Source organism: Paraburkholderia phytofirmans (assembly GCF_046028095.1).
Classification (GTDB): Bacteria; Pseudomonadota; Gammaproteobacteria; order Burkholderiales; family Burkholderiaceae; genus Paraburkholderia; species Paraburkholderia phytofirmans_A.
The window spans coordinates 721,988-734,219 of the sequence record NZ_JAQQDJ010000002.1; the positions used below are offsets into that span (position 1 = coordinate 721,988).

A 12,232-nucleotide genomic window follows, 5' to 3' on the forward strand; every position below is an offset into this window, starting at 1 on the left:
TTGTGCTGCAGTGCGGGAGGGCGATTCTTTGGCTTGAAAGGCCTATTTATCTGGCTTGACGCGTGGCCGCCCGCAGCGCCGTTTTTTCATTGGTGTGTAGGTTTGACACTTGTTTCCAGAAGCCGGCGCGGCGTCGGAAAAATAAAAAGGGCTGTCGCCGGAACGACAGCCCTTCATTCACTATGCAGACAGCAAAGCCTGAATCAATGCACCGGCGCGTGCGTCTGCTCGACCGGGCGCGGCTGCGTCATCGCGCTCACCACCGCGAACACGATGACGTTCACCGCCAACGCCAGGAAGCCGATATTGATGTCCTTCAACGCATCGGGCAGGAACGGCATCAACTGACCGATGCTCAGGTGCATCGTGGTCGTCACGGCCACCACCGCGACGCCGGCCAGAATCCCGCAAAACGCGCCTTGCTTGGTCGCGCGGTTATGCGGACGCAGGCTGCAGATCACCGCCGGAAAGAGCTGGGTCACGAAGCTGTAGCCCATCAGCAGCAACGCGACGATGGTTTCGCCGCCTTGCAGCGTGAAGCCGACCGCCACCAGCGCCACCACCGGCACGAGGAAGCGCGCGAGCTTCGCCACCGTGGCGTCCGACGCGTTGCGGCTCACCATGCCGCGATACACGTCGTTGGCGAGCAGCGTCGATGCGGACGTGAGGATCATCGATCCCGGCACGAGCGCGGTCAGAATCCCGGCCGCGCCGATCACGCCGACGAACCACGGGTCGAAGGTCTGCAACGACAGGCGGAACAGCGACAGGTCGATGTCGCCGCCCTTCAGACCCGGCACCTTCAGCGTCGCCGCGAAGCCGACGAAAAACACGAACAGCAGAATCAGCTGATAGAGCGGCAGCACCATCGCGTTGCGGCGGAAAATGCGTTCGTCCTTCGCCGTGAAAATCGAACCGAACGTATGCGGCCACATGAAGAAGCCCAGCGCCGTCAGCAGCACGGTCGACTGGAACCATGTGACGCTCGAACCCTTGGCCGGGAAGGTCAGGAAGCCGGGGCGCGCGGCATCGATCGCGCGGAACATGTCGCCGAAGCCGCCGTAATAGTGCAGCGGCAAATAGATGCCGAGGAACAGCACGATCGCGAGAATCAGCATGTCCTTCACCACCGAATTCCACGCGGAGCCGCGCACGCCGGAGACGATCACATAGGCCGTCACGACACAGGCGCCGATCCACACGGCCGCCGTCGACGAAATCGCGCCGTACGAGGCCGTTGCGACGATAATGCCCAGCCCCTTCAACTGCAGCACGAGGTAGGGAATCAACGCGGCCACGCCGACCAGTGCGACGAGCGTGCCGAGCGCCGGGCTGTCGTATTTGCGCGTGAAGAAGTGCGGTTGCGAGACGAGGCGGTGATTCTTCGCGTAACGCCAGATGGGCGGCAGCATCCAGTACGAGAGGATGTACGCGAGCGTGCCGTACGCCAGGATGTAATAGACGGGCGCGCCCTTGCCATAAGCAAAGCCGCTGCCGCCGAGGAACGTGAAGGTCGTATAGATTTCACCGGCCATCAGCAGGAACACGAAGGCGGTGCCGAAGCTGCGGCCGCCCACGGTCCATTGCTCGAGGCTCATGTCGTGGCCGCGCTTCGCGCGCACGCCCAGGTAAAGCGCAAACAGCGTGATTGCCGCAATGATGACGAGTGCGCTCATGAACTGACCTCCTCGCCATCGGCGGCGAGTTGACGGTTGGACGGATCCAGACGGTAGACGATCGCCATGATGATTGAACTGAGCACCACCCACATGACGATCCAGGCCAGCACGAACGGCATGCCGAGCATCAGCGGCTCGACACGATTCACAAACGGGACACCGAGCAGAATGCCGATGAACGGCAGCGCGGCGAGTACACGAAGCAACATGGGGGCAACTCCTCGAACTGGTAAGTACGTCTCGTTGAAAGTGCGGCTTCGCTGGGGACTGTATGCCGGATGCTTTGGTCCCGTAAAGCTGGTCAAAAAAGTGTAGGCTTTCTGAAAGTTGCGGACGCATCTTTATAGGGCCGGTTGCTGCGCTGCAAGGCGGCGTGCATAGCGTGGCGCGCTGCCGCAAGCCAGCCGGAGCCTGGCTTTTTTACGGCTTTGGCTGGCGCGGCGCGATATCATCTCGCCACGCAACGCGAGCAACTTCCTGGCAACAGCCGGAGCGCCGGAGAGTGTCCGGTTTCATCAACATGGCGCGGCGTGCCGGGTGCGCAGTAGAGCCGCCCGAGCCGCCGCTCGACACGGAACGCATATGGTCGAAAGTCTGATCTCGGACATTCTGTTTGGCTTTACCGGGTTGATCAGCATCATCAACCCAATCGGCATTGCTTTCGTCTTCCTGGACCGGACTGCTTCGTTGACCACGGAGGAGCGCACCGCGCTCGCCCGCAAGATCGCCATCAACGTGATGTGCGTGCTGCTGGTGGCGTTTTTCATCGGCACGCCGATCCTGCATTTCTTCGGCATCTCCATGCAGGCGCTGCGCATCGGCGGCGGGCTCGCGGTCGCGGTGGGCGGCTGGCAGATGCTCAATGCGCCCGACACGCAGCCGGCCGAAAAGCCGGCGGTCAAGCGGGTGGACGCGGACAACGCGATGTCGAAGGCATTTTTCCCGTTCACCATTCCGCTGACCACCGGGCCGGGCTCGATCGCCACGGCTGTCGCGCTGACCGCGAACCGCACGCATAAGCTCTCGGAGTTCGTGATTTCGAGCATCGCGTCGGTGGTGATCTCGCTGGCGGTGGCCGTCACCGTCTATCTGATCTACAGCCGCGCGGTGGTGTTCGCCAAGTACCTCGGCGTGGAAGGCACCAAGGTCGCCATGCGTGTATCTTCCTTTTTGCTGCTGTGCATCGGCGTGCAGATCATGTTGACCGGCTTCTCCGAATTCCTGATTCCGATCGCGACGATGCAGCCGGTAGTCAAGTAGACGCGCACCCGACAGTCATTGTCTTGCGTGGAACCGAACAGGAGAGAAGTTCATGTGCCGCTGGCTCGCTTATACGGGCAACCCGATTCAACTCGAAACGGTGTTGTTCAACGCAAAGCATTCCCTGATCGACCAGAGCCTGCATTCGCGGCTCGGCCAGACCACGACCAACGGCGATGGCTTCGGCATCGGCTGGTACGGCCAACCGACCGATATTCCGTTTCGCTACCGCTGCATCCAGCCGGCGTGGAGCGACCGCAATCTGCGCGAGGCCGCGCGGGCGATCCGCGCGCCGCTGTTCGTCGCGCATATCCGCGCGGCGACGGATACGCCTTCGCAGGAAACCAACTGCCATCCGTTCCGTTATGGCCGCTGGCTCTTCGCGCATAACGGGCTGATCCGCAACTATCCGTCCGTGCGCCGCGATCTGATGCTGGCGATCGACTCCGATCTGTTTCCGTCCATTGAAGGCTCGACCGACTCCGAGGTGATGTTTTTCCTCGCGCTGAGCTTCGGTCTCGAACTGGCGCCGGTCACCGCGCTCGAGCGGATGGTGGCGTTCGTCGAGGAGACCGCCCACAAGCACGGTGTGGATGAACCGCTGAACATGACCGTGTGCGCCACCGACGGCGAGCAGATCGTCGCGGTGCGCTATTCGAGCGAAGGGCAGTCGCGCTCGCTCTTTCACAGCAGCTCGTTTCAGCAGTTGCACGCGTTGTATCCGGACGATCCGCGTATCGCGGCGGCCGGCGAGAACGCGTTTCTGGTGTTGTCCGAGCCGCTCGCCGACCTGCCCGGCTGGTGGCAGGAGATTCCCGAGAGCACGGCGGTGGTGGCACGCGGTGGCGACATCGAACAGTATCCGTTCAAGCCGCACGCGGCGTGACTTGCGTGAACTGGGTCAGCCCCGGCGTCACCGCGTGAGCAGCATCGAGCTCAGCACGGAGAACACGGTCGACGGCAATTCGGCAAGGCGGCTGACCACCACGTTGTGCGGATAGAAGTCCTCGACCGCGTCGGTCAGCACGCCGATCCCGACCAGCTCGATGCCGCGCTTGCCGATGGCCGCGACGCGCTCGCGCAGGTCGCTGCGCAATACCTGCGGGTCGCCGTCGCCGGTGGAGGGATAGCCGTCGGAGAACATCATCAGAATGCGCCGTTCGGCCTGATGGTCGGCAAGGCGCGTCGCGGCCCAGGCCAGCGCCTCGCCGTCCGGATTCTCATGGCCGCAATCGATCGCGGCGATCCCGCTCAGATCCGTCGCGCCGAAGCGTTTATAGACCTTCAGGTCGAGCCGTTCGACGAAGCGGTTGTAGCGCCGTAGATCCGCGCCGCCAGCGAGTTGCCGCTCGTAGAGCTGCTTCATGGGCGCCGATTCGACCGAGCAATAACCGAGCACTTCGCAATCGAACGACAGTTGTGTCAGCGCATCGCACAAGGCGGCCGCGCACTGGCGCGCGAGTTCGATCTTGCGGCCGGCCATCGAGCCGCTGCGGTCGATCAGCAGCGTCACGGCCACGTCGCGTCCTTTGGCGGGCCGCTGCGTGCGAAACGGCGTACGGTAACCGGGCGAGGTCGCGAGCTTCGCCAGCGCGGTGCGATCGATCTCGCCGCGCTCCTGCTCGCGGCGCCAGCGCGTGCGTTCGTCGGCGCTCAGCGCGCGTTCGAGCTTTTCCTTGAGCGGCGCGGTGTCCGCGCGAGCCTGCGCGCGCAGTTCGCGCCACGCGGCGCTGTCGCCCTGGCCCGTGAGATCGCGGATCTCGTCGAATTCGGTGGCGAGCGGGATCGACAGTGTGGCTTTGAACGCATGCGTATCCGCGCGGCCCGCTTTGCTTTCTGAAGAACGCGTGGACGGCTGCTGCGCGTCCGCCAGCGATTGACCCATGCCGACTGCGTTGTCCGCCTGCGCGCCACCGCTTCGATCGGATGGCGGCGAGTTCGCGCTGTCCTGATCGGGCAGCACGGTGTCGTCATCGTCGATTGGCGCGGACGATGAAGCCGCCGTTTCCGTATCGATGTCCTCGACCGGATCCGCGGTGAACATCATGCTGTTCGCCTCACCCGTCGACAGCGCGCGTACGCGCGCCACCAGCGCCTGCGCTGCCGCGATGCTCTGCGCGCTCGAGCGGCTCGCGCGCGCCTCGTGCAGCAGATCCTCCGCGGCATGCAAGGCGGCGAGCAGCGAATGACTCGCTTCGATCCGGGTGGGCGGTTCGTCCCACAACGCGCGCTCGACCAGCCAGACCAGCCGGTCGCGCCAGTGCAGCTTCGGCCAGCGCTGCTGCACGCGCTCGGCCGCATGCAGACGCAGCTTGCCGATGAACCAGCGCGCGCCCGGATATTCGTCGAGCAATTGCGCACAGACGCGGCGGTCGTCGATCACTTGCGCGAGCTTCGCGGCGACGCCCGCGGGCAGCGCGTCGAGCTGCGCGAGCGACGCATGCTTGGCGCGCGCGACCAGCAGATCCAGATAACCGATCAGCACGTCGCGCTCGACTTCGCCATCCAACTCGTAGTCGGGAATCACAATGCGGCCCGGCTCCACGCGCGGGCCGTCCGGACTGAACACGACCGTCACGCCGTATTGCCCGGTCAGTACACGGGCCACCTTGCTGAGCGTGGATTCGAATGCGAAGCCGCGCGTGTCGCGGGTTGCATGCATCGCGCTCACGCTTGTGGGGTCGGCGCGATGTGATGACGAACGATGCCGCGAATCAACGCGGCGTCTTCCGGGCTTACCTTCGCGTAGATGGCCGGTCCGGCGGCGCGTTCGGGGTCTCCCGTGCGCAGCATCAGTTCGGCCCAGTCGAGCAGGCGCCGGGTGGAGAACGCGCTCGAGAGATCCTCGCGCGCGAACGCCGCGCGGCAGTCGGCGGCGATTGCGGCGAGCGTGGTGGCGAGCGCGCGCGTCATATGCGGGGCGAGGGTGGCGATCAGTACGTCGGCTTCTTCGGCGGGCGTCAGATAGTCGAGCAGATACACGCGCCAGCGATCCAGAAACGCCTCGTTCATCAGATTGGCGCCCTGATACAGGTGCCGGAACTGGCTCATCGCGCCGACCGCATTCGCCGTGGCGAACAGGCGGAAGGCCGGATGCGGCGCGACGATCTCGTTGCCTTTCTCCTTCAGCACGAGGCGGCCGTGCGGTTCGAGCACGGCGGTGAGGGCGGCGAGAATCGACGGTTCGGCGAAATCGATTTCGTCGACGATCAGCCAGAGTCCCTCGCGCATGGCCGTGGGCAGCACGCCGTCGACCCACAGCGTCTCGCCGCCCTTGACGGTCCAGAAGCCGACGAAGTCGCCGACGGTGGTCTGCCCGTTCATGTTCGAGCGCAGCACGCCGTGCCGCGAACGCGCCGCGACCTGTTCGATCAGGCTCGTCTTGCCGGCGCCGGTATGGCCGATCAGCATCACGCGACGGTTCTCGACGATGTCCTCGACAATGTCATTGAAGCGCTCGGAGAACAGATAGGCCGGATTGATGCGCGGCACGAGCGAATTGCCGACGCCACACGGCACGTCCACATGCCCGATGCGCACGGTCCCGGCCGTGCCTTCCGGCTGCCGGTGTTTCGCCGCCGAAGCCCGCGCCGCGACGCGCTGCAATTCCGCCATGAAGGCGACGCGGCCGGCTGCGGACTGCTCGCTCGCGGCGTCGGCTGTATCCATCGCAAAGCCTTCGCGGCGCCATTTCTTCAGCTTCGCGCGCAGATTTTCCGCGTCGACCACGAGATCGATATCGACCGCGCCAGGGCCGCCGCCGTTGTCGACACCATGTTCGAGCCGATAGTTTTCCGGCCGGTCGGCCACGCTGACGCGCCACCATTCCGCGCCGTTCTCCGTTGCGCGTTGGTAAAGGCCAAGGTTTTCGTCTTCGGTCAGTTCGGGCGCGTTCATGGCAGAGGTTGAATAGTCAATAACGAATCATGCATTGCAATTTGGCTGAGGCCGAATGACCGACTATCTTATCTTGAGTGCCTTTCGATCTTCCTTTGCATTGGCAAGCGGGCTTTGTCGAGCGCATGCCGGGCAAATATTTATTGCGTCAATCGAATAGGCCATGAAGCGCCGCTCGCCTATAGTTCGTCGGACCTGGCGCTGCGGCGTTACCGACATCTTTCTCGCCGATCGTGTTTGAAAGCATCCGCAGTCCGCTTTGGTCTGCATCGCGACACAAAAAATTGACGGCAAAACAATGAGACTACATACAAAATTAATGGCGGCCCTCGCCGTCGCAAGTCCGCTGGCATACGGTCAAACCAGCGTGAGCTTATATGGCCGCCTCGATGCCGGCCTTGAATACCTGAATCACATCAATAATGGCGCGGGCGGCAGTTCGAGCCGCTGGAGCGCCGAAGGCGGCGACTGGGGCACCAGCATGCTCGGCCTCAAAGGCAACGAAGATCTGGGCGGCGGCCTCAATGCGATCTTCAACCTCGAAACCGGTTTGCAGGTCATGAACGGTACGACGAGCGGCGGGCGGCTCTGGTCGCGGCGCGCGTTCGTCGGTTTGAAGAGCGAGCAGTGGGGCACGTTGCAAGCTGGCCGTAATCTGTTTATCGACAGCGACGGCGTATGGGAATTCGATCCGTTCGTGCAGCAGGCGTTTTCGTCGGCCTCGCTCGTGCGCGGGCGCAACTGGCAGCAAACCAGCAACAACGTCGAGTACCACAGCCCGGTGTTCTGGGGTTTCGATGTGCAGGCGCAATATGCGTTCGGCAATCAGGCGGGCGCTTTCAACAGCGGCGCGGCAGGCGAGTTCGGCCGCTCGGACGGCATCATGCTGACCTATCACTCGCCGCTCTTCGACGTGCGCGGCATCTACGACGAGCTGCGCGACAACAACGGCCGCTTCAGCAACATCTTCCAGGCATCCCGCGAATATTTCGCCGGCGTCAACGTGCATTTCGACTCGGTGAAGATCCAGGGCGCCTACACGCATTACTCGGCGCCGGATTCACCGGTCGGCGTCGCCGACTCGGCCGATCATTACTGGCTCGGCGCCACCTACAACTTCCTGCCGCGCTGGGCGATGACGGCGGGCGGTTTCTATGTGAAGGTCGGCGACGGCTCGGGCGATGCCGCGCACGACCCCTCCGGCCACGCGATGATGTACGTGCTCGGCACCACCTACAACCTGTCCAAGCGCACCTTCCTGTACGGCACCGTGGGCTACGTGCGCAACGGCAGCAACTCGAATTTCTCGCTGGAAGCGTCGCCGCGCGACGCGACCAACAATACGAGTCCGCTGGTGGGCGAATCGCAAACCGGTGCGTATGTTGGGATGCTGCATCAGTTCTGAAGAGCGGTTAAAAAGCGGATGGTTAAAGGGCGCGCCGGTTCGCATCGGCGCGCCCTTTGCGCAGTCTTACGCCGCCAGATCCTCGCTCACCGCCGACTTGCGCAGCCGCACCGGAATCGACTTCGACGCCGGCACCTGACTCGATTCCGCGTGATGCGAGAGCGGAATCAGGCGATTGCATTCCGGGTAGTAACCCATGATGCAGCCGGGCGGAATGTCGAACGCGTGGACATGCATGCCGTCTACTTCGCGCGTTACGTCGTCGTTCGAGACGGTGGAGATGCACACCGCGTCGCCCTCCGCGAAGCCGCGCTGTGTCATGTCGTCCTGATGCATGAGCAGCACGTTGCGGCTGCCGTACACGCCGCGGAAGCGGTCGTCGAGACCGTAGACGGTTGTGTTGAACTGGCTGTCGCCGCGGGTCGTCATCAGGCGCAGCACGTCGGGGCCTCGCGACGGCATGTCGGCGTCTTCGTCGAGCGTCTCGGGCGCGATGAAATTCGCCTTGCCGCTTTCCGTGTTCCATTTGCGCTCGCAAGCCGCGAGCGGCCGGTGAAAGCCGCCGGCTTGCCTGAAGCGCTCGTTGAAGTCCTTGAACTGATCCGGATAGGTACGTTCGATTGCGTCGCGCACCAGTGAGTAGTCGTCGACCCAGGCATCCCAGTCGATCTTCGGATTTCGCGGCAGCAGTGCCTTTGCAAGACCCGCGACGATGGCGGGCTCCGACAGCAGCATGTCGCCGGCCGGCTCGGCGAGCCCGTGCGAGCCGTGCACGCAGGCCGTGCTGTCCTCCACGCTGACCCATTGCTCGCCGCTCGCCTGACGGTCGATCTCGATGCGCCCGAGGCACGGCAGCAGATACGCGACCTCGCCGTGCAGCAGATGGCTGCGATTGAGTTTGGTGGCGATCTGCACCGTGAGCCGCAAACGCTGCCACGCGGGGTCCATCACATGATGATCGGGAATCGCCACCTGGAAATTGCCGCCCAGGCCGATGAACGCTTTGACCTTGCCGTCGAGCACGCCGCGGCAGGCTTCGACCGTGGTCATGCCTTTGTCGCGCGGCGGCTCGAAGCCGTAGAGTTCCTTCAGCTTGTCGAGCGGCGCGAGTTCAGGCTTCTCCGTGATGCCGACCGTGCGCTGTCCCTGCACGTTCGAATGACCGCGAATCGGGCAGATGCCTGCACCCGGCCGGCCGATATTGCCGCGCAGAAGCAGCAGGTTCGACAGCATCTGCACGTTGTGCACGCCGCTGCGATGCTGGGTGATGCCCATCCCGTAAAGCACCATCGCGGCATTCGCTTTCGCGTAGACACGTGCCGCGTCTTCGAGCGCGGCGCGGCTGAGTTGCGAGTGGCGTTCGATCTCTTCCCATGAAATGGCGCGCATCGCGTCGGCGAACTCGTCGAAGCCATGCGTATGCTCCGCGATGAAGGCGGCGTCGAGCACGCGTGGCTCACCGTCGCGTTGCGCGGCGTCGTCCCACTCGATCAGCAGCTTGCAGAGTCCGGCAATCGCCGCCGCGTCGCCGCCGATCTTCACCTGATGATATTGCGTGCTGATCCGCGTGTCGGACGGGGTGAGCATGTCGAGCGGCGACTGCGGGTTCGCGAAGGTGACGAGCCCGCGTTCCTTGAGCGGATTGAAGGTGATGATCTCTACGCCACGTTTGCGTGCATCCTGCAACTGATGCAGCATGCGCGGCGCGTTGGTGCCGGTGTTGTGGCCGAAGAACAGCATGCAGTCGGTGTGCTCGAAATCTTCGAGTTGCACGGTTCCGACCGGCACGCCGATCGTCTTCGGCAAGCCGACCGAAGTGCTTTCGTGGCACATGTTCGAACTGTCCGGCAGGTTGTTGGTGCCGTAGAGGCGCGCCAACAGGGCATACATGTAAGAGGTTTCCAGCGACGCGCGGCCCGACGCGTAGAACACCGCTTCGTTCGGTTCCATTGCTTGCAGTTCGCTCGCGATTTCGGTGAACGCATGTTGCCAGGTGGTCTGCACGTAGCGGTCGGTCGCGGCGTCCCAGCGCATCGGCGTGGTTAGCCGGCCGCGCGATTCGAGTTCCAGCCCGCTCCATGAGCGCAATTCACTCAGCGTGTGGTCGGCGAAGAAGTCCGCGTCGACCCGTTTACTGGTGATTTCCCACGCGGTCGCCTTCGCGCCGTTCTCACAGAATTCGAAAAGATGCGGGTCCGCGGGTTTGGCCCACGAACAGCTCACGCAGGCAAATCCGTCAGCCTTGTTCTGCCTGGCGAGAATGCGGCTGCCATTCAACGTCACGTGTTCCTGCACGAGGATCGACGCGACCGCTTTCACTGAGCCCCAGCCTCCGGCGGCGTTGCGATATGGCTTGATGGGCGCGCTATCCGGTGCGTCGGGTGTGCCTTTCGCGCCGCTCTCGGGCGCGGTGTCGACGGTGTGGTCAATGCTCATGGTGACTCCTGGCGGGTTGCCGGTCCTTGCACACCGGTTTGCCCGAAGAGTCCGCAATTACCGGACCACTGGATTAATTTGCGCTTACAACGAACCAGACTCGCTTTCACTGTGCGCGATCTCGTTGGCCAAGGTCACGCGGCGCTGACCGGCGGCGGCCTGGCAGGCGGATCGCCTTCGGGCGCACGATCCGGATCATTGGGCGGTACATCGTCAGGCGGCGGCGATGGATCGGGATCGCTGGTCGGGGGCGGCGCGTCCGGGTCGATTTCCGGTGGCATCGGCGTGTGTAGATGCAAACGCGGCATCCAGGGCGTGTTCGTCGTTAGCGTCATCGTGGTCTCCGTCATGTGCGTGCATGTGAATCGCAACCGGCATGCCACCGGCTCGAGCCGCCCCCAACGCAGCGCGTACCGTGTGGAACGGCTATTGCTCGACCACGGCAAGCGCGTCCGCCACTGCGGCGGTAAGCGCCGCGATATCACACGGAACATGACGCACTGAAGTGCAGGGATAAGGGAAAGACAAAATGGCGCGACATAAGGCCGACGTTGCCGACGACAACTTCGAGATTTTCGCCAGCTATCACGGAACAGGCGACGGCCGTTACGTAGGTGGACTGAAGGTCGTCAGGAAAGCGGACAGAAAAATTCTGTTTCCATTCGATGGCGCGCCCGAAATCGGGCCTTACGCGACCGCCGACGAAGCGCGCCGCGCCGCGATCGACTATGGGCGGGAGATCGTGGCAGCGGATCGTGCGAGCCCTGAGAAGTGAGGGCTGAGAATTGAGGGTATTGACGGATGGCGGCGCATGCGCGCCGCCGGAAAGACCGATTTACTTATGGCATCCCGCCGAGCGACGGAGAAATCGTGCTGCCGCGGGCCGGGTCGTCGGGCTGTTCGTCCGGCATGGTCGGCTGTGCCGAGAGCGGCGGATGGGTGCGGTAGCAACTGTCGATCGAGGAATCGGCGAGGCAGCGCTGGAATGCGTCCGCGTCGTTCTTTTGCGCGAATGTGTACAAAGTGCGTTCGACTTGCACTTCGGTATCGGACACGCGAATCGTCGTCATCGTCATGAGGTTCTCCTTTTTTTACAAATGTCGGTCCAGACCTTCAGCACACTTGGCGCAACGGCCGTGCCCAGCCTGCCGCTCACGTGCAGCGACGCGCTTTGACAGGGAGGGTCCGGATGTTGCTGCATCGAAGCTATATCCGACGTCACGAGGAGAGCGACATGCAGGACATCAAATCACAGGACGAGCTGGACGCATTGGTCACGGACGAGGTCAAACAGCGCAACAAGCCGAGCGGCACGCACTATATCGAACCCAGCCCGCTCGGCATCGAGCCCGTGGAGCAGACCGGCGTCGATAAGGCAACCAATCCGCCGCGTTCGAACGAGCGCCCGGCACAAACCGCCGAAGTGCCGCTCGGCACCGACACGCATGCGGAGCCGCCCGGAGGCGGCGGACGCGAAACGCAGCACAAGGAATGATGCAGCGTGCGCGGCACTCGACCCTCGCGGCCGATGCCACGCAAGCCGGCGTAACCAGCG

Annotated in this window: 12 protein-coding genes; 5 read left to right on the top strand and 7 right to left on the bottom strand. The window is 63.6% G+C overall.

Annotated elements, in window-relative coordinates; translation table 11 throughout:
• Positions 1 to 203: 203 nt before the first annotated feature.
• A complete protein-coding gene (locus tag PQR54_RS07740; protein ID WP_408244798.1) occupies positions 204 to 1,676 on the bottom strand; it encodes a sodium:solute symporter family protein in 1,473 nt (490 codons plus the stop codon).
• Entirely contained in the window at positions 1,673 to 1,888 is a 216-nt protein-coding gene (locus tag PQR54_RS07745) for a DUF3311 domain-containing protein (RefSeq protein WP_116144978.1), read from the bottom strand. The genes PQR54_RS07740 and PQR54_RS07745 overlap by 4 nt, the downstream gene beginning before the upstream one ends.
• Positions 1,889 to 2,261: 373 nt before the next feature.
• Between PQR54_RS07745 and PQR54_RS07750 the strand changes: the two genes are divergently transcribed.
• Entirely contained in the window at positions 2,262 to 2,939 is a 678-nt protein-coding gene (locus PQR54_RS07750) for a MarC family protein (protein ID WP_106308723.1), read from the top strand.
• 52 nt (positions 2,940 to 2,991) lie between these two features.
• Positions 2,992 to 3,825: a class II glutamine amidotransferase gene (locus PQR54_RS07755; RefSeq protein WP_408244799.1), complete on the top strand. Its 834-nt coding sequence runs from the start codon at positions 2,992 to 2,994 to the stop codon at positions 3,823 to 3,825.
• 27 nt (positions 3,826 to 3,852) lie between these two features.
• Here the strand turns inward: PQR54_RS07755 and PQR54_RS07760 are convergent, their stop codons facing one another.
• Together PQR54_RS07760 and PQR54_RS07765 are read right to left on the bottom strand one after the other, a co-directional pair.
• Positions 3,853 to 5,601 carry a cobaltochelatase CobT-related protein gene (locus PQR54_RS07760; RefSeq protein WP_408244800.1) on the bottom strand — a complete coding sequence of 583 codons (1,749 nt, stop codon included), beginning with the start codon at positions 5,599 to 5,601 and terminating at the stop codon, positions 3,853 to 3,855.
• A 5-nt stretch (positions 5,602 to 5,606) separates the two neighbouring features.
• Entirely contained in the window at positions 5,607 to 6,836 is a 1,230-nt protein-coding gene (locus PQR54_RS07765; protein WP_408244801.1) for an AAA family ATPase, read from the bottom strand.
• Positions 6,837 to 7,134: 298 nt separating this feature from the next.
• Here PQR54_RS07765 and PQR54_RS07770 point away from each other — a divergent pair, with 298 nt between their 5' ends.
• A complete protein-coding gene (locus tag PQR54_RS07770) occupies positions 7,135 to 8,241 on the top strand; it encodes a porin (RefSeq protein WP_494478078.1) in 1,107 nt (368 codons plus the stop codon).
• A gap of 66 nt (positions 8,242 to 8,307) precedes the next feature.
• Here the strand turns inward: PQR54_RS07770 and PQR54_RS07775 are convergent, their stop codons facing one another.
• Complete coding sequence (locus PQR54_RS07775) at positions 8,308 to 10,677, bottom strand: FdhF/YdeP family oxidoreductase (protein ID WP_408244802.1); 2,370 nt, start codon at positions 10,675 to 10,677, stop codon at positions 8,308 to 8,310.
• 134 nt (positions 10,678 to 10,811) lie between these two features.
• Entirely contained in the window at positions 10,812 to 11,012 is a 201-nt protein-coding gene (locus PQR54_RS07780; RefSeq protein ID WP_408244803.1) for a hypothetical protein, read from the bottom strand.
• A gap of 194 nt (positions 11,013 to 11,206) precedes the next feature.
• On the opposite strand from PQR54_RS07780, the gene PQR54_RS07785 reads away from it, so the two are divergent.
• Positions 11,207 to 11,452: a DUF6723 family protein gene (locus PQR54_RS07785; RefSeq protein WP_408244804.1), complete on the top strand. Its 246-nt coding sequence runs from the start codon at positions 11,207 to 11,209 to the stop codon at positions 11,450 to 11,452.
• Positions 11,453 to 11,516: 64 nt separating this feature from the next.
• Here PQR54_RS07785 and PQR54_RS07790 read toward each other — a convergent pair whose 3' ends face one another.
• Positions 11,517 to 11,753 carry a hypothetical protein gene (locus tag PQR54_RS07790; RefSeq protein ID WP_408244805.1) on the bottom strand — a complete coding sequence of 79 codons (237 nt, stop codon included), beginning with the start codon at positions 11,751 to 11,753 and terminating at the stop codon, positions 11,517 to 11,519.
• Between the two features lie 158 nt (positions 11,754 to 11,911).
• Here PQR54_RS07790 and PQR54_RS07795 point away from each other — a divergent pair, with 158 nt between their 5' ends.
• The gene (locus tag PQR54_RS07795; RefSeq protein WP_408244806.1) at positions 11,912 to 12,172 is read left to right on the top strand and encodes a hypothetical protein; all 261 of its coding nucleotides are present in this window, start codon (positions 11,912 to 11,914) and stop codon (positions 12,170 to 12,172) included.
• The last annotated feature ends 60 nt before the right edge of the window (positions 12,173 to 12,232 follow it).

Bases quoted from the DNA above. Each gene is read 5' to 3' on its own strand.
- PQR54_RS07790 (WP_408244805.1), bottom strand. From the start codon at position 11,753: ATGACGATGACGACGATTCGCGTGTCCGATACCGAAGTGCAAGTCGAA.
- PQR54_RS07765 (WP_408244801.1), bottom strand. From the start codon at position 6,836: ATGAACGCGCCCGAACTGACCGAAGACGAAAACCTTGGCCTTTACCAA.
- PQR54_RS07755 (WP_408244799.1), top strand. From the start codon at position 2,992: ATGTGCCGCTGGCTCGCTTATACGGGCAACCCGATTCAACTCGAAACG.
- PQR54_RS07750 (WP_106308723.1), top strand. From the start codon at position 2,262: ATGGTCGAAAGTCTGATCTCGGACATTCTGTTTGGCTTTACCGGGTTG.
- PQR54_RS07795 (WP_408244806.1), top strand. From the start codon at position 11,912: ATGCAGGACATCAAATCACAGGACGAGCTGGACGCATTGGTCACGGAC.
- PQR54_RS07775 (WP_408244802.1), bottom strand. From the start codon at position 10,677: ATGAGCATTGACCACACCGTCGACACCGCGCCCGAGAGCGGCGCGAAA.
- PQR54_RS07780 (WP_408244803.1), bottom strand. From the start codon at position 11,012: ATGACGCTAACGACGAACACGCCCTGGATGCCGCGTTTGCATCTACAC.
- PQR54_RS07745 (WP_116144978.1), bottom strand. From the start codon at position 1,888: ATGTTGCTTCGTGTACTCGCCGCGCTGCCGTTCATCGGCATTCTGCTC.
- PQR54_RS07785 (WP_408244804.1), top strand. From the start codon at position 11,207: ATGGCGCGACATAAGGCCGACGTTGCCGACGACAACTTCGAGATTTTC.
- PQR54_RS07760 (WP_408244800.1), bottom strand. From the start codon at position 5,601: ATGCATGCAACCCGCGACACGCGCGGCTTCGCATTCGAATCCACGCTC.
- PQR54_RS07740 (WP_408244798.1), bottom strand. From the start codon at position 1,676: ATGAGCGCACTCGTCATCATTGCGGCAATCACGCTGTTTGCGCTTTAC.
- PQR54_RS07770 (WP_494478078.1), top strand. From the start codon at position 7,135: ATGAGACTACATACAAAATTAATGGCGGCCCTCGCCGTCGCAAGTCCG.